Origin of the sequence: Pseudoalteromonas sp. MEBiC 03485 (assembly GCF_004195145.1) — a bacterium.
GTDB classification, from domain to species: Bacteria; Pseudomonadota; Gammaproteobacteria; order Enterobacterales; family Alteromonadaceae; genus Pseudoalteromonas; species Pseudoalteromonas apostichopi.
In genome coordinates this window covers 1,258,166-1,275,106 of record NZ_SGBT01000001.1, presented here as the reverse complement: position 1 = coordinate 1,275,106, position 16,941 = coordinate 1,258,166, and the positions used below count along the sequence as shown (strand labels likewise).

The following is a 16,941-nucleotide window of genomic DNA, read 5'->3' as shown; positions in this document are numbered from 1 at the left end:
ACCAATAAAACACAAAGCGGCCCAAGGGCCGCTCGATTTAATAATGAAAAGGAGCGGCTTAATTTACAGCGACTTTTCTATATCTTCTTGAGATGTATGACGAATATCTTTACCGTTTACAAAATAGATGATGTATTCAGCTATATTTTGGCAACGATCGCCAATTCGCTCTAATGAACGAACTGACCACACTAAATCCATAATTTTCGGAATTGAGCGTGGATCTTCCATCATGTATGTCATGATCTGACGTGTAATTGCTTCATATTCACGGTCAACTTTGGCATCTTCTTTGTGTACTTCAAACGCACACTGCACATCCATACGTGCAAATGCATCAAGAACATCGTGAAGCATTTTCGATACTTGGCGACCCATGTTTTCAATGTTCACCAGTAGGTCTTGCTGATCTTTTGTGAATGAGTCCAGCGCTACTTTAGCAATGCGCTCAGCTTCATCACCAATACGCTCTAAATCAGCAATTGTTTTAGCAATTGCAATCACGAGGCGTAGGTCACTTGCTGCTGGCTGACGACGAGCAATGATGCGCGTGCACTCTTCGTCGATGTTCACTTCCATTGCATTCACTTTATAGTCGTTTTCACGTACTTTTTGTGCAAGTTCTGCATCACCATTGCTAACAGCATCTAGTGCACTGTTTAGTTGTTGCTCAACTAACCCTCCCATGTTCAATACATGGTTTCGCACATTTTCAAGCTCTTCATTAAAACGGCCCGAAATGTGTTTATTGATATTATGTTCCATTGTCTACCTCTATAAATTTCGTCTACGAGACCAAGTGACTTTATTGACTAACCGTAACGGCCTGTAATGTAGTCTTCTGTTTTCTTCTTGCTTGGTGTTGTAAATAACGTATTGGTATCTGAATACTCAATCAACTCACCCATGTACATAAACGCAGTTTGGTCAGATACACGAGCGGCTTGTTGCATGTTGTGAGTAACGATTACCACGGTAAACTTGTTCTTTAAGTCGTTAATTAGCTCTTCGATAACTAAAGTAGAAATTGGATCTAGTGCCGATGTAGGCTCATCCAGAAGTAGTACTTCAGGCTCGATAGCAATTGAGCGAGCAATAACAAGACGCTGTTGCTGACCACCAGATAGACCAAATGCGCTATCGTGTAAGCGGTCTTTCACTTCATCCCATAACGCTGCGCCACGTAAAGATTGTTCAACCACTTCGTCTAGTTTACGCTTTTCTTTAATACCTTGTAAGCGTAGGCCATAAACGACATTTTCGTAGATCGATTTTGGAAATGGATTAGGACGTTGGAATACCATCCCGACATTTCTTCGTAGTGCAGCAACATCTACATTCTTATCATAGATATTGTGACCATGTAGTAAGATCTCACCATCGATACGACAGCTATCAACTAGGTCATTCATACGGTTGATACAACGTAAAAGTGTTGATTTACCACAACCCGATGGACCGATAAATGCCGTTACCTGACCCTTCGGAATGTTCATATTTACGCTGCTAAGTGCCTGTTTATCACCGTAGTATAGATCTAAGTTTTTAATTTCTAACGCAGTTTGTTCTGCAGTTAGGTTATCTAAATCTAGCTTTGCCGCGCTTTTCGCTTGGTTTACTTGTGGTGCAACTGTAATCATCTCTGTCTACCTATAAAAATTCTGTATTAATGCTCAAGAGCTCTAAACTTTTCGCGTAAGTGGTTACGAATACCAATCGCGGTGATATTCAGGGCGATAATTACTGATACCAGTAAGAATGCCGTGGCATATACCAGCGGGCGTGCCGCTTCTACGTTAGGGCTTTGGAAACCAACATCATAAATGTGGAAACCTAAGTGCATAAATTTTCTATCTAAATGTATGTATGGGAAGTTACCGTCAAGTGGCAGTGTTGGCGCCATCTTAACAACACCAACAAGCATTAGTGGTGCTACTTCACCGGCTGCACGTGCAACCGCTAAGATTAAACCGGTCATAATCGCTGGGCTTGCCATCGGAATGATGATACGCCATAGCGTTTCTGCTTTTGTTGCGCCAAGTGCAAGTGAACCATGGCGCACTGTACTAGGAATACGTGATAAACCTTCTTCAGTCGAAACAATTACAACGGGTAGCGTTAGAATTGCTAGCGTTAATGCTGACCAAATAACACCTGGCGTACCAAATACAGGGCTTGGCGACGACTCAGGGTAGAACAATTGGTCAATACTGCCGCCTAGCATATATACAAAGAAACCTAGGCCAAATACACCGTATACAATTGAAGGTACACCGGCAAGGTTGATTACCGCGATACGGATCATCTTAGTAATGGCGTTTTTTGCTGCGTATTCATGTAAGTAAATCGCTGCGACTACACCAAATGGCGTCACAATCACTGCCATTAGTAAGACCATAAACACAGTACCGAAAATCGCAGGGAATACACCCCCTTCAGTGTTGGCTTCACGAGGGTCATCCGAAACAAATTTACCAAGTTGTACAAAGTAATGACCAAGCTTAGCAAAGAAGCCCATGTCATTAGGGAACCACACATCAAGAACTTGATAAAGTGGCAAAGTAACCACTTCACCACGCATGTCTTTAACCGTTACTTGGTCACGCTTAGCTGCTTTGCGAAGTGCGAATAACTGTTTTTCTAATACAGTGTACTCAGCGCGTAGCTCAGCACGCGCTTGTGCAAGCTCTGCAACACGCTCATCTGTTAGTTCGTTATCAAGCTGGTATGCTTTTTCTTTTAAACGTAAACGCTCAAGCTCATAGTTGATATGGCCAATTTCACCATTTTGTAAATCTAAGGCTTGGTCATTCAGGTCAACTGCGCGGTCAACAAGATCATAAAGCTCTTCGATTTTGTTATCTGTGATAACTTCACCGTCTTTAATAACCTGTTCAACATAACCGTAAAAGTTACCGTTTTTGCTACGCTCGAATACAGCAAGCTCAGCTGGCGTAGTACGTGATGTAATATCTGTCTCTAGTACCCAACGGAAATCTAGATCTACATACTCTCGGTTACCTGTTTTAATGAGTAAGCGCTCTAGTTGCTCTTTGTCGTAATCAGATAAATCAACGCCCGTCGCCTCAATACGTGATTTTGCAACTAGTTCTCGGTCATAAACTTCACCGATCACTGTTTGCTTTGCTACTGAACCTTGCAGCTCAAGTTGCACTACTTCTGATGGCCAGAAAAAGCTTAAACCTTTCCAAGCAATCATGGCTAGTAAGCCAAGAACCGAGATTAAACTGATGCTTACCGCACCGCCGGTCATCCAAATCCAAGGAGAACCAGACTTAAACCACTGCTTTACCATGTCGTGTTTCTCCACCTACATTGAACTGTATTTTTCGCGCAGTTGCTGACGAACAAACTCAGCCACTGTGTTGAAAACGAATGTGAATATGAATAATACAAATGCTGCTAAGAATAGGATGCGATAATGCGAGCTGCCTACCTCAGATTCTGGCATCTCTACCGCGATATTCGCAGCAAGTGTTCTCATACCCTGGAAGATACTCCAGTCCATAATAGGTGTATTACCTGTAGCCATTAGAACAATCATTGTTTCGCCTACAGCGCGGCCTAGACCCATCATCACTGCTGAGAAAATACCTGGGCTTGCTGTTAGTAGTACTACGCGAACCAATGTTTGCCATTGCGTTGCACCTAGTGCTAATGAACCGTTTGATAAGTGCTTTGGAACACTGAATACCGCATCTTCAGCAATTGAGAAAATAGTTGGGATTACAGCAAAGCCCATTGCAATACCAACAACTAACGAGTTACGTTGGTCGAATGTCATACCTAATTCATTGGTTAAGTACTGACGCACATTACCGTCAAACATCCATAACTCAATTGAGTTACTCATCGCAAACGATAGCCAACCAATAAAGATAACAACTGGAATCAGTAATATTGAGTGAGAACCTTCAGGAACACGGTGACGGATAGACGCCGGTAATTTGTTCCAGCCAAATGCGGTTAATAAGATACCAATTGGCAGCAACACTAATAATCCGACAATCGCTGGTAAATGTTCTTCAATTAATGGTGCTAACCAAAGACCTGCTAAGAAGCCTAGAATTACCGTTGGTAATGCTTCCATGATTTCTACAGTCGGTTTAACTACTTTACGTAGTTCACTCGACATAAAGTACGCCGTGTAAATTGCCGCTGAAAGTGCAATGGGTACCGCAAATAACATCGCGTACATTGCAGCTTTAATCGTACCGAATGAAATTGGCACTAATGAGAACTTAGATTCAAAGTCATCACTTGCCGACGTTGACTGCCAGATATAACCCGGCTCTGGATAACCTTCGTACCATACTTCTTGCCATAGTGCAGACCAAGTTACTTCTGGATGCTCATTATGAATTTCAATTACTTTCAACGCGTCATCTGCAAGAATCAATGCCGCGTTAGAACGTGGTGCAATTGCAAAGTTTTGAATTGGACCTTCACTTACTTTACCTTGCCACAGTTTGGCATCGCTAGTTGTGTAATAAATACCTAGCTCACCGTTAGCACCTGTTGTGAAGAAAGTACGTCGGTAGAATTCTGTAAAAATGTTTAGTTTAGATTGCTTGCTGGTTTCAAATGCACGAATCTTTTGGAACTCACGGCCATCTTCAGTGTTTACTTCAAACCACTGAGATACTTCACCATTATCGTTGGCAAGCATCAGTGAGTTTGCACCAGCTAATAGTTGAGTTGAAACTAGGTTCGCGTTTTCTTCGTTCGCAGCAAGCAGTTGGATTTGCTCAACCTCTGAAGGGTAACGCGTATCGTATACGTAAATTTGATTTGCTGAACGCACGAATGTACGTGTTGTATCAGGTGAGATTAATAGCTCATCAACACGACCTTCAATATCAAGCTCAGTTCGTTCAACAACCCACTCAACTTCGCCAGTGAACATGTTTTCTTCACCTACAAAGCTGCTAAACAAAACGCGCCTATCAGCCGTTAAAGCAACAACCGCTGTTTTATCTTCATAGTGGCTAAATGCAAATTTAGTGATTGCCGCACCTTGGTCATCGACCTCTAGCGCCAAATCACCCAGCGGGTAATCTAAACGTGGTGTTAATTGACGTTGGTTGTTAGGGAATGTCACTAAGAATTTTGGTGCAACCACAACAACAGAACCATTTTCAAGGCCATATGCGTATTGACCTTGGAACGGTGCAGAGCTTGCAAAGCTGCTTACATCGCTAGGTAATTCTGTATTAAGAGTGGTGATCTTTTTACCAAACTGCTCTTTTTCAACACTGTAAAAGTCAACATTTCCTTTTTCACCAAGTAAAAAGGCAACTTCTGTTTGCTCTTCAATGCCAAGACCAACAACTTCTGACGCATTTTGTAGTTTTACACTGTTACGTGTCTCTACTTTTGCTGACTCAAAAATAGGTTGAACAACATAAAGAAGGTAAAAGAATATGAGTAGTAGTGCTACTAGCACCATTACGCCACCTGCGGAAATACCCCACTTGGCAAACCTGTCTTTAAATAGACGGCTTCTATCCGTATGAAAGGTAGGTTTATTCGGATTGGAAGTCATCAAAACACCCTTAAAACTTAACGTTGCGCGCATTATATTTCACCAAGATGACAGTAATGTTACAAACGTCATAATTCAGTGTAATAAAGCATGTATTTAAGGAACGTATTTTAACGTTAACAAATGACCAAATTGCGACATTGTTCTGCGTATTTATAACGACCAAATTCACAAGCTAACAAATTGTTATAACTAATTTTTTATAACTATATGGAAAAAATTGGACAAACAATAAAACTACATCAATACTCAATAGGACTTATTTTTTCGACAATAAGAATCATTTTTAAACCAACGCCTCCTTCCTTTTTTCGCATTTTTCAGAGGCATTTTTATAGAGATATAAGTATGAAGCAGTTAGTAATTACTATTTTAGGACCAGATAAACCCGGCCTGGTTGAAGACCTCTCAGCTACGATTTTAAACCACCATGGTAATTGGTTAAGCAGTAACTTGAGCCATCTTGCAGGCCACTTTGCAGGAATTATTGAAGCCGCAGTCCCCGAAGAACATCTGCAAGAGCTGCAAGATGCACTACATAGCCTGCCGTATTTAGAAATTAGAATTGAACGCGGTGCCGAAATACTACCTGAAGAAAAGTCTGAACAGATTAATTTTGTTATCACAGGAAATGACAGACCAGGCATTGTGCAAGAGTTAGCCAGCGTTATTCGCCATAAAGGTGCGAATATCACTCATCTAAATTCAAAACAACAAAGTGCACCTAACTGGGGGGTACCTATTTTTAGTGCTGTTGCCACCGTTGCTTTACCAATAGGCATGAACAAAGACGAAGTAATCACTGCACTTGAGTCTATTACCACAGACCTAATTGTTGATATTGAGGACGCATAACAAACAAGTTTATAGGGACATCCGAGCTTAAACTAAGCTTTAAAATTAATGACATACATGTCACAAAACCGACATGTTTAATACTCAAACTACCTCTAGATACAGAATTCAGCGTTTCTCTGGGGTTTAATATCAAGGCGTTACTTTGCAGGAATGGCATTCCCTTTTAAAAAGTAACAACGCAGAGAGTAAGCCCCAGAGAATCGCCCTATGGGTTGGTTTAAAAGCGATTTATTCTGCGTTATTGAATTTAACAAGGGAGCAACCATTCTTTGCATTCAATGCCTTGCCTAAATCGCTTTTAATTCCAACTGAAACGGTATCTAGAGGCAGCTTGAGTATTTTAATACAACCGTCATCTGCATCCTCTATATTCTAACTAGTTATAAACGTTGGAAAACCAGATGAACGCATCACATTCTTCTTCTCAAGCTGTAAACTACTTTGCTAAAGAGCTTAGTTGGCTGTCTTTTAATGAACGCGTGCTGCAAGAAGCCAAAGATAAATCGAACCCGATTATTGAGCGCATGCGCTTTTTAGGTATTTACTCAAACAACATGGATGAGTTTTTCAGAGTACGTGTAGCCGATGTAAAGCGTCGAATTTTACTTAATAAAATTCCTGATGCGAACTTTGAAGAAGACGAAATACTACTTCATCAGATCCAAAGTAAAGTGCTACTGCTTGGTAAAAAGTTTAATCAAATTCATAAAGATATTTTGAATGATTTAAACGAGCACAATATTCACGTAGAGCTACCAGAGAAACTATCTGAATTTCATTTAACCTGGCTGAAAAAGTTTTTCCACGACAATGTGCTACAACATATACTGCCAATTTTACTCACTGAAAAGAAAGACTATTCAGATCAAATAAACGACACCATGACCTATTTGTTTGTCGAAATGACCAATCAAAAAAGTCATTATGCCATGATGGAGGTGCCAACTGACCGCGTATCTCGCTTTGTTATTTTGCCACCAGAGAAAACACGCCGTCATAAAACTATTGTGATGCTTGATGACATCATCGCCTACTTTATTCGCGATGTGTTTAGCAGCTTCTTTAGCTTTGATGATATTCAATGTTATGCCATTAAACTAACTCGTGATGCCGAGTACAATTTAGATGACGAGCTTGAAGAAGGCTTGCTCGATAAAATGTCGAAAGGACTAAAGCAACGTATTTATGCTGAACCTGTGCGTCTTGTTTATGACGAAAGTATGCCAGCTGAAATGCTTAAAGTGATGAAAAAACGCCTTAATATTAGTCAACATGATGCGCTGATCCCCGGTGGTCGTTACCGTAACTTCCGCGATTTTATTGCGTTTCCGAATGTTGGCCGCCAGTACTTAGAAAACAAACCACTACCAGCGTTACAAAGCACGGCCTTTAATAATCACTCGAGTGTGTTTGATGCCATCTCAGAGCAAGATATTTTGCTGTATTACCCATATCACACTTTTAACCATTTACTTGAGTTTGTACGCCAAGCAGCCTTTGATCCGGATGTGACACAAATTAAGGTCAATATTTACCGTGTAGCCAGTCAGTCTCGTCTAGTTTCTACGCTCATTAATGCCGCCAAAAATGGCAAACATGTAACTGTCATGGTCGAGCTTAAAGCGCGCTTTGATGAACAAAATAATATCGAATGGGCAAAAACACTCAGTAATGCTGGTGTTAAAGTGATCTTTGGTATCCCAGCACTTAAAGTACACAGCAAGTTATGTGTCATTCACCGTAAAGAAAAAAACAACATAGTGAAGTACGCACACATTGGCACAGGTAACTTTCACGAAAAAACAGCCAAAATATACACTGACTTTAGCTTATTCACTAAGCATGAAAGTATTAGCGAAGAATGCGATAGCGTTTTTAAATTCATTGAAAGTAGTTATAAGCCATTTCAGTTTGATCATTTGATGATCTCGCCAGTCAATGCAAGGCAAACTATCATCTCACTGATAGATGCAGAAATTAGCAATGTAGAGCACGGTAAGGCTGGGCGAATTACTTTAAAAATAAACAACCTTGTCGATAAAGAGCTGGTTGATCACCTTTATTTTGCCGCAAGACGTGGCGTAAAAATTCGTATTATAGTGCGTGGTATGTGTTCGTTAGTACCCTCTGTCGCAAATGATAACATTCGTATCATTAGTATTGTTGACCGCTTTTTAGAGCATCCGCGGGTTATGGTGTTTCATAATAATGGTGATGAAAAAGTATATATTTCATCAGCTGACTGGATGACCCGTAACCTAGATCATCGTGTTGAAGTGGCCACTCCGATTTATGATAAAAAATTAAAACAGCTTATCATTGATATTCTTGAACTACAGTTTAAAGATAGAACAAAAGCACGCATAATCGATAGTGAGCAAAAAAATAGCTATGTGCGCCGTGGTAATCGTAAGAAAATTCGCTCACAAATTGCCATTTATGACCACCTTAAAAAATGGGAAAGTAACTATAATAATGAATGATTATCCCTCAATAGCTGCCGTTGATTTAGGCTCAAACAGTTTTCATTTAGTGGTGGCAAGAGAGGTCGATGGCTCTTTGCAGATCTTACACAAAGAAAAGCAGCGCGTTTACTTAGCTGACGGTTTGGATGATAAAAATCACTTAAGCCAAGAAGCTATTGAACGTGCTCTAGCCATCCTTAAACAATTTGCGACCACCTTACAGGACTTTCCCATCGAGAATGTCAAAGTTGCCGCGACGTACACATTACGCCGCGCTAAAAATATTCATTCGTTCTTAACCCAAGCAAGTAGGGTATTTAACTACCCGATTGAAGTGATCTCAGGGCAAGAAGAGGCGCGCTTAATTTATCAAGGTGTCGCCCATTACATTCATCATGATGAAAATCGCTTAGTTATTGATATTGGTGGTGGCAGTACTGAGCTCATAATTGGCAAACATTTTAAACACAAGCTACTAGCTAGTCGAAACATGGGATGTGTCAGCTATACCAAGCAATTTTTCGCTGATGGGCAAATTACAGCTAAGCGCTTTGATAAAGCAGAGGTTCGCGCAGAACAAGAACTCGAAGTGATCTTTGCCAACTACTTATCGGCTGGCTGGCAATCTGTAGTAGGGACATCTGGCACAATTAAATCAATCCTTGCCATGATTAACGCCAATGATGCCGAGCAACAGTTAATCACGCTTGAGAGATTACTAGAATTAAAAACCCAGTTTATTGCTGCTAAACAAATTCAGTCGCTACAAATTGAAGGTCTCACAGCTGAGCGACAAGTCAGTATTTGTGGTGGTTTAGCGATATTGATTGCAGTATTTAAGCTATTTAAAATAGAAGCAATGCAATACAGCGACTTTTCTCTTCGTGAAGGTTTACTTCATGAAATGCAGCAAAAGCTCGCCCATAAAGATATTCGCACTAATACCATAGAGAACCTGTCTGAACGTAACGCCATAGATAAAGAGCATGCTAACCGCGTATCTAAAACTGCAAAATGGCTGTTTGAACAAGTAAAAGGTGCATGGCAATTTACTGATCCGGACTATATCAACTTACTGGATTGGGCCGCGCAGCTGCATGAAATTGGCTTAGGGGTAAATTCATCAGGAATACATAAGCATAGTGCGTATATCGTTGCGAATAGCCAATTACCAGGGTTTACGCAGCAACAGCAAACCTTGCTCAGTTGCATGATCCGCTTTTATCGGAAAAAGATCCGTTTAGAAGAGTTTCCGGCACTGCATACAATGCAGCATTATGAAATATTACAACTTATTGTGATTTTGCGCTTAGCGGTACTGTTGAATCAAAAGCGTATTACCGATCAAGGTTTTAAGCTTGAGATAACAGCTAAGCAAAATAGTATGTTCCTAAAGTTTCACAATAAGTGGCTCAAAGAACATACCTTGCTTTTAGCTGACTTACAGCAAGAGCAAAAATACCTTAAGAAGGTCGGCTTCTTACTCGATTTTCATTAAGCTGATTAATAGATTAATAGATTAATAGATTAATCGATTACATATCCATATGGCGGTTTGAGCTTTGCATCATTTGCTTAAGGCCTTGATGCTCAAGCTCTAGCAATCGCTCAAGCTTTTCTTTGCTTTGCTCTGTATCAGCGCGCGATACCAAGTACTCGTATAAGTCGATTACTTTTTGGTGTTGCGTGGTTAAGTAAACCTGAATCGCCTTTTCATCAATTTGCTGATCTGTGCTGATATCGTTGAAGGTAATTAGCTCAGGGTTTTCAGCAAAATACTCATAGCAATACGTATCTAGCGTGTTTATCTCAGTAATTGCTTTAAAGCCAACGAGATCTTCTGCTAGTTTCTTCTCATATTGCAGATAATAATCCACCAGCATTTGATTATGCTCGTCCAGTAAATCTTTAACGCTGTGGAAATTGGCTGCCATTTGAGTATGAAATAACACGGTCCAATCATAAACTTGTTGTATTGTTTTAACTTGCATGTGTATTCCTTATCAAAATCAATTTAATATGACTTTGCATAAATCACACCATTAGAAAAAACATTAATTATCAGCGCCTTAAAAATAAAAAGTGTAACTTGAAGCAAGTAAAAGCGTACAAGTTACACACTGACTGTAAAATTTATAGGTGGCGTTTACGCCATATAAAATAAAGTGCAGGTAACACGAGTAGCGTTAAAACAATGGCACTGAGCATCCCGCCAACCATCGGCGCTGCAATTCGGCTCATCACCTCGCTTCCCGTTCCAGTACCATACAGCACAGGTAATAAACCTATGATAATAGTGGCAACTGTCATCATCACAGGCCTAACCCGAAGGCCTGCACCATTGATAATTGCTTGGCGCAGCTCTGTAACCGTAAACTGTGCTGATTGCGCTTTGGCATCTTGATACGCTTGATTGAGATAAACCAGCATGATCACGCCGATTTCTACGGCAACCCCTGCTAGGGCAATAAAGCCAACCCCAACAGCGACCGAGAAATTAAAGCCTTCAAGGTACATCAACCAAATACCGCCTATCATCGCAAGTGGTAAGGTCAGCATGATCATTGCCACCTCAATAAAACTTCTAAAATTGAGATATAACAGCACCACAATGATTGCCAAAGTTAGTGGCAATACGTAACTGAGTTTGGCTTTTGCGCGCTCCATATATTCATATTGCCCCGCCCATGTAATTGAGTAACCAGCAGGTAGCTCGAGTTGCTCATGCAGTGCTTGTTGCGCATGCTCAACATAACTGCCGATATCACTGCCTTCAATATCAATTAAGCTCCAGCCATTGATACGTGCATTTTCACTTTTAATACCCGGCGGACCATCTTCAATAAAAACATGAGCAACGTCAGCCAATGCAATACGTTGTCCATTTGGCGTCACAATGGGTAACAACTTCAGCTCTTCTGGCGAGTCACGATAATCTTGCGGGTAACGCAAGTTAACAGGGTAACGCTCTTGCCCTTCAACCGTTTCGGTCACATTCATACCACCGATAGCGGTGGCAACGACCTGTTGCACATCAGCAATGTTCAAACCGTACCGTGCTGCTTTTTCACGGTTGATATCGACTTTGATGTAGCGACCACCGGCAACGCGCTCTGAGTAAACCGAAGCTGTGCCCGGTAAATCTTTTAAGATGACTTCAATTTGCTCACCGATTTTTTGAATTTCACTCAGCTTTGGCCCTGCAACTTTGATCCCCACAGGCGTTTTAATACCAGTGGCAAGCATGTCGATTCGCGTTTTGATTGGCATAACCCACGCATTGGTGAGCCCTGGGAACTTAACCAGATTATCGAGCTCTTTTTTAAGTTTCTCGGTTGTCATACCCTCGCGCCACTGTGACTTTGGCTTTAACTGAATAAAGGTTTCGATCATGGTTAGCGGCGCTGGATCTGTCGCAGTATCTGCACGACCAACTTTACCAAATACCGACTCAACCTCTGGCACACTGGCAATTAATTTGTCGGTCTGTTGTAAAATTTCACGGGCCTTACCAATTGAAATACCAGGATAAGTAGTTGGCATATACATCAAGTCCCCCTCATCAAGAGGAGGAATAAACTCACTACCAATTTTATTAACCGGGTAAAAGCCGATAACTGCCAAAACTAAAGCCAGTACCAGTGTTGTTTTCGGCGCTTTTAACACCGCATTTAACAAGGGTTTATACGCTGCCACCAATAAGCGGTTTACAGGGTTTTTCTGCTCCGAAATAACCTTACCGCGAATAAAGTAGCCCATTAATACCGGCACCAGTGTAATCGCTAGACCAGCCGAGGCCGCCATTGCATAGGTTTTTGTGTAAGCCAGCGGCGAGAACATACGCCCTTCTTGTGCTTCTAAAATAAACACTGGCATAAAACTGACTGTGATAATTAATAAACTAAAGAATAACGCGGGCCCCACTTCTGCGGCTGAGTCCATCACTACTTGCCAGCGGTTTTCGTCGGTCAGTGGAGTTTTCTCCATATGTTTATGCATATTTTCTATCATCACGATAGCGCCATCTGTCATTGCACCAATCGCAATCGCTATCCCGCCAAGCGACATGATGTTGGCATTTATACCTTGCCAATACATAACCACAAAAGCCGTTAAAATCCCCATTGGCAGCGTGATAATGGCAACTATCGATGAACGTATATGGAATAAAAACACCACACACACTAAGGCCACGACAATTAATTCTTCAATTAACTTTGAACTTAAGTTATCAAGTGCTTGTGTAATAAGGTTTGAACGGTCGTACACAGGGATGATTTCAACGCCCTCTGGCAGGCCTTTTTTGAGCGATTCTAGCTTTTCCTTTACTAGTTTGATGGTCGCTTCAGCGTTTTCTCCAAAGCGCATCACCACCACACCACCTGTCACTTCGCCCTCGCCGTTAAGTTCGGCAATCCCACGGCGCATTTGCGGCCCAAGTTTAATATCGGCCACATCGCGTAATTGCAGTGGTGTACCATTGGCATTGGTACCAAGTGGGATGGCTTCTAAATCGGCAACACCTTTAATATAACCTGTGCTTGATACCATGTATTCGGCTTCAGCCATTTCGACCACTGAGGCACCGCGCTCTTGGTTACCTTGTTTAATCGCTGTTTGAATTAAACTCAGTGGAATACCATATGCTCGTAATTTGTCGGGGTCGACATTAACCTGATACTGCTTAACCATACCACCAACAGAAGCCACTTCTGATACACCTGGCACAGTTTGCAGTTCAAACTTTAAAAACCAATCTTGCAGACTTCGTAGCTGGCTAATATCGTGTTTGCCAGTTTTATCCACCAGCGCATAAAGGTAAATCCAACCCACACCTGTTGCGTCTGGGCCAAGTTCTGGCCTAGCTGAATCGGGTAAGCGAGCACTTACTTGACTCAAATACTCTTGTACTCGACTACGAGCCCAATAAAGGTCGGTATCTTCGTTAAAAATAACGTACACGTAAGAGTCACCAAAGAACGAAAAACCCCTGACCGTTTCAGCCCCCGGCACCGACAACATTGCCGTAGTGATCGGAAACGTCACTTGGTCTTGCACTACCTGCGGCGCTTGTCCTGGGTAAGAGGTTTTTACAATAACCTGTATATCAGATAAGTCAGGTAAGGCATCAACTGGGGTATTCTTTAAAGAAAAAACCCCAAAACCTGCCAACATTAAAGACAGCAGTAATACAAAGAAGCGATTCCCGACTGACCAACGGATCACGGCTGCTATCATTGCATTTCTCCTTGCATAGGATGGCTCATGGTCATGATGTCAAAAATCATAAACTCACCGTCCACTAACTTAAAAGTAAAATGCACTTCATCATCGCTTTGCAAACTAGACATATCAATGCGCGGCGAAAAGTGAAATTCCATAGTTGCGGCCTCTCGGCCCCACTTGGGGATGGCTTCACGACTGATTACAGCAGTTCTGGCTTCACGGTCAATGCTGTTGATCACGCCATTCACCATTGCGCTGTCACTATCTGGTTCTTGCATACGCATAAAGTCAGAGCTTTTGCTTGATTCTGAGTCGATTAAGAACTGCGCTGAAATAACCACCTTATCGTCTTTCAGTAAGCCTGATAAAATCTCGACGTCATGATTATCACTGCGACCTAACGTCACAGCGACTGACTTAAAGCGGCCTTCGCCTAAATCAATCACGACACGGTCTTGGCTACCAGTGCGGATCACCGCTTCTTTTGCGATGACTAATTGCGGCTCAGTCGGCCTAGTAATAATACTCACTTCAGCAAACATATTCGGTTTTAGTAGGCCATCTTGGTTAGCAAAGCGAAGGCGTACACGAAGAGTACGGTTTTTCTCATCAAGGGTTGGATAGATGTAATCGACCTTCCCTTGCCAACGTTTACCCGGTAAATAATCTAAGCTCATGGTAACTGGCAAGCCTTTATGAATAAGGCCAGCTTGACGCTCAAAAACTTCTGCCTCAACCCACACTTCTTCTAGGTGAGCGATACTCATCATGGTGGTGCCCGGTTTCACATAAAAACCTTCGCGGATATTTAGCTCATCCAATACGCCACTTTGCTTGGCATAAAAGGTTATGTTTTGCCTAACCTTTTGGCTTTGCTCTAATCGCGCAATAAAATCGTCAGAAACATTTAATGAGGCTAAGCGCGCTTTAGCCGCACGAATAAGTACCGCATTGTTACGTTTAAGGGCAAGCAGTAGCTCTTCCTGTGCATTCACTAACTGTGGAGAATACAAGGTATAAAGAGGCTCGCCTTGCTTAACTTGGTCACCCGCAGCCTTTACATATAAAGTTTCGATCCAGCCTTCGACACGAGGATGAATATGCACTAATTGGTCTTGGTCATATTGCACATAGCCAACCGTATCAACTGTGCTTTGTAATGATTTAAAACGCACTGGCGCTGTTCTTACCCCTAAGTTATTCACTACGGCTGGTGAGATTCTCACAGTACCTGGGCTGTCTTCAGCGCTGCTTTGTTCCTCATAAACAGGCACCAATTCCATACCCATCGGCGATAAACCTGGCTCATCACGACGGTAGTTGCTATCCATAGGTGCCACCCAATATAGCGGCTTTTTTTCAGCGCTAGGCATAGTTGCATGATCTTGCTCAGCAAGTTTGTTTACAGCCGTTGCCAATGCAGCACCTACCGCCAAAGCGACAACTAATTTGACTGTGTTATTCATAGGTAACTCCTTGGCTTTGTGCCGCATTTATTTGGCTATCTTTTGCCGCCGCGTAATAGTTAAGGCGAGCGAGGGTTATTTGTTTATCTACTTCGATATTTAACGCATCAATTTTCGCATTTAGTTCGCTGATGCGTGCACGCATCACTTCTGAAAAGTCACCAGCATCGTTAGTGTAAGCATTTAATGTCGCCTCAGCTTGCTCTGCCATTTGCGGTAATAGCTGTTGCTGATACAGCGCTTTGCGCTGGGCTAGCCGGCTTAACTGGCTTAACTCTTTAAAATACTGACCTTGTAGTTTTTGTAGGGTAATAAGTTTGTTAGTTTTTACCGCCTCTGCACTAGCTATCGCAGCATTAACTTGTTGGTCCTGACGGTTATCTGTAAAGAGAGGTAAATCAACACTAACCCCTATTGAGAGTAAGTCAGCGCGCGAGTCCCCCATAGGCGTGTCTTCACGATAGCCATAGCCTAGGTTCATTCCAAATTGAGGCTTATACGCTTCTTCTGCCACTTGCACTTGTGTATTCTTAGCACGCAAAGCATGCTCAATAGCAATAATTGCGGGATGAGCCATCAACACTTCTATCACCCCTGATGGAGCAAGCTCTTGATAAGGCATTAATGCGGCCACCTTTATATTTTCATCGCTTACAGCACCGTTTAACATGTCAATCGGTAGCCATTGAGCTAGTCGCTTTTTGGCACTATCAAACTGCTGCTCTAACATCACTAGCTTATCTTCAAGACGAGTGAGCTCTAGTTGAGCGCGAATAATATCCTGCTGGCGAGTCGCACCAAGTGTATTGGCGTAACTTGCCTCAGTAATATCAATTAATTGATTGAATAAAGCTTTATCTTGGTTGATTAATTGAATGCTTTTTTGCGCGCGATAGGCATTTAGCCAGGCTTCGCTAACAATGGCTTTAACCTGGGCTTGACGATCTGCTCTAAGCCAGGGATATTGCTCAGCTGATTGCCTTAATGCCTGCTGCTGCAAGGCAAGGCTATCACCTCGACTAAACTGCTGCGACAAGCCCACTTTAAATTGCGTCATACCTTCTTGATCAAAGGCAAAGCCATCGGTTGGTAAATTCATTAGTCCGACAGTTAATACTGGGTCTGGTAAAGTGCCTGCAGCAATACTTTGCGCTTCTATCGCCTGCTGCTGGTATTTATTCGCCTGCAACCAAGGCTCGTGAGTCAGTGCATAATCAATCACCTGATTGAGTGCCAACGGCTCTGCTTTCACTAAACTTGAGGTTATCAATACTACGCCTAGAGAAAGCGCCTTAATCAATTTGCTGTGAGTCATCACATGCTCCAAAAATCTTAAAAATGGTTAAAAAACAATAGATTT

11 protein-coding genes are annotated in these 16,941 nt (G+C 42.0%); 3 read left to right on the top strand and 8 right to left on the bottom strand.

Annotated elements, in window-relative coordinates; all coding sequences use genetic code 11:
• Positions 1-63 precede the first annotated feature (63 nt).
• From phoU to EVU92_RS05940, 4 genes are read right to left on the bottom strand one after another with little or no spacing between them, the layout of a single operon-like run.
• Positions 64-765 carry a phosphate signaling complex protein PhoU gene (gene phoU, locus EVU92_RS05955; protein WP_130050421.1) on the bottom strand — a complete coding sequence of 234 codons (702 nt, stop codon included), beginning with the start codon at positions 763-765 and terminating at the stop codon, positions 64-66.
• Between the two features lie 47 nt (positions 766-812).
• Entirely contained in the window at positions 813-1,640 is an 828-nt protein-coding gene (gene pstB, locus EVU92_RS05950) for a phosphate ABC transporter ATP-binding protein PstB (RefSeq protein WP_130050420.1), read from the bottom strand.
• Positions 1,641-1,666: 26 nt separating this feature from the next.
• Complete coding sequence (gene pstA / locus EVU92_RS05945) at positions 1,667-3,316, bottom strand: phosphate ABC transporter permease PstA (RefSeq protein ID WP_130050419.1); 1,650 nt, start codon at positions 3,314-3,316, stop codon at positions 1,667-1,669.
• A gap of 15 nt (positions 3,317-3,331) precedes the next feature.
• Positions 3,332-5,566, bottom strand: a complete 2,235-nt coding sequence (locus EVU92_RS05940) for an ABC transporter permease subunit (RefSeq protein ID WP_130050418.1) — start codon at positions 5,564-5,566, stop codon at positions 3,332-3,334.
• 348 nt (positions 5,567-5,914) lie between these two features.
• On the opposite strand from EVU92_RS05940, the gene EVU92_RS05935 reads away from it, so the two are divergent.
• From EVU92_RS05935 to ppx, 3 genes are all read left to right on the top strand, one after another.
• Positions 5,915-6,421 carry an ACT domain-containing protein gene (locus EVU92_RS05935; protein WP_130050417.1) on the top strand — a complete coding sequence of 169 codons (507 nt, stop codon included), beginning with the start codon at positions 5,915-5,917 and terminating at the stop codon, positions 6,419-6,421.
• 404 nt (positions 6,422-6,825) lie between these two features.
• Positions 6,826-8,907 carry a polyphosphate kinase 1 gene (gene ppk1 / locus EVU92_RS05925; protein WP_130050415.1) on the top strand — a complete coding sequence of 694 codons (2,082 nt, stop codon included), beginning with the start codon at positions 6,826-6,828 and terminating at the stop codon, positions 8,905-8,907.
• A complete protein-coding gene (gene ppx / locus EVU92_RS05920) occupies positions 8,900-10,387 on the top strand; it encodes an exopolyphosphatase (RefSeq protein ID WP_130050414.1) in 1,488 nt (495 codons plus the stop codon). The genes ppk1 and ppx overlap by 8 nt, the downstream gene beginning before the upstream one ends.
• A 37-nt stretch (positions 10,388-10,424) precedes the next feature.
• On the opposite strand, the gene EVU92_RS05915 is transcribed toward ppx, so the two are convergent.
• The 4 genes from EVU92_RS05915 to EVU92_RS05900 all read right to left on the bottom strand — a co-directional run bounded on the left by EVU92_RS05915 (position 10,425) and on the right by EVU92_RS05900 (position 16,896).
• Positions 10,425-10,880 carry a hypothetical protein gene (locus tag EVU92_RS05915; RefSeq protein ID WP_054563522.1) on the bottom strand — a complete coding sequence of 152 codons (456 nt, stop codon included), beginning with the start codon at positions 10,878-10,880 and terminating at the stop codon, positions 10,425-10,427.
• Between the two features lie 142 nt (positions 10,881-11,022).
• Positions 11,023-14,127 (bottom strand): efflux RND transporter permease subunit, encoded by a 3,105-nt coding sequence (locus EVU92_RS05910; RefSeq protein WP_130050413.1) that lies wholly within the window; start codon positions 14,125-14,127, stop codon positions 11,023-11,025.
• Entirely contained in the window at positions 14,124-15,581 is a 1,458-nt protein-coding gene (locus EVU92_RS05905) for an efflux RND transporter periplasmic adaptor subunit (protein ID WP_130050412.1), read from the bottom strand. The genes EVU92_RS05910 and EVU92_RS05905 overlap by 4 nt, the downstream gene beginning before the upstream one ends.
• Positions 15,574-16,896 carry a TolC family protein gene (locus tag EVU92_RS05900; RefSeq protein ID WP_130050411.1) on the bottom strand — a complete coding sequence of 441 codons (1,323 nt, stop codon included), beginning with the start codon at positions 16,894-16,896 and terminating at the stop codon, positions 15,574-15,576. Before EVU92_RS05900 ends, EVU92_RS05905 begins: the two co-directional genes overlap by 8 nt.
• Positions 16,897-16,941: the final 45 nt, after the last annotated feature.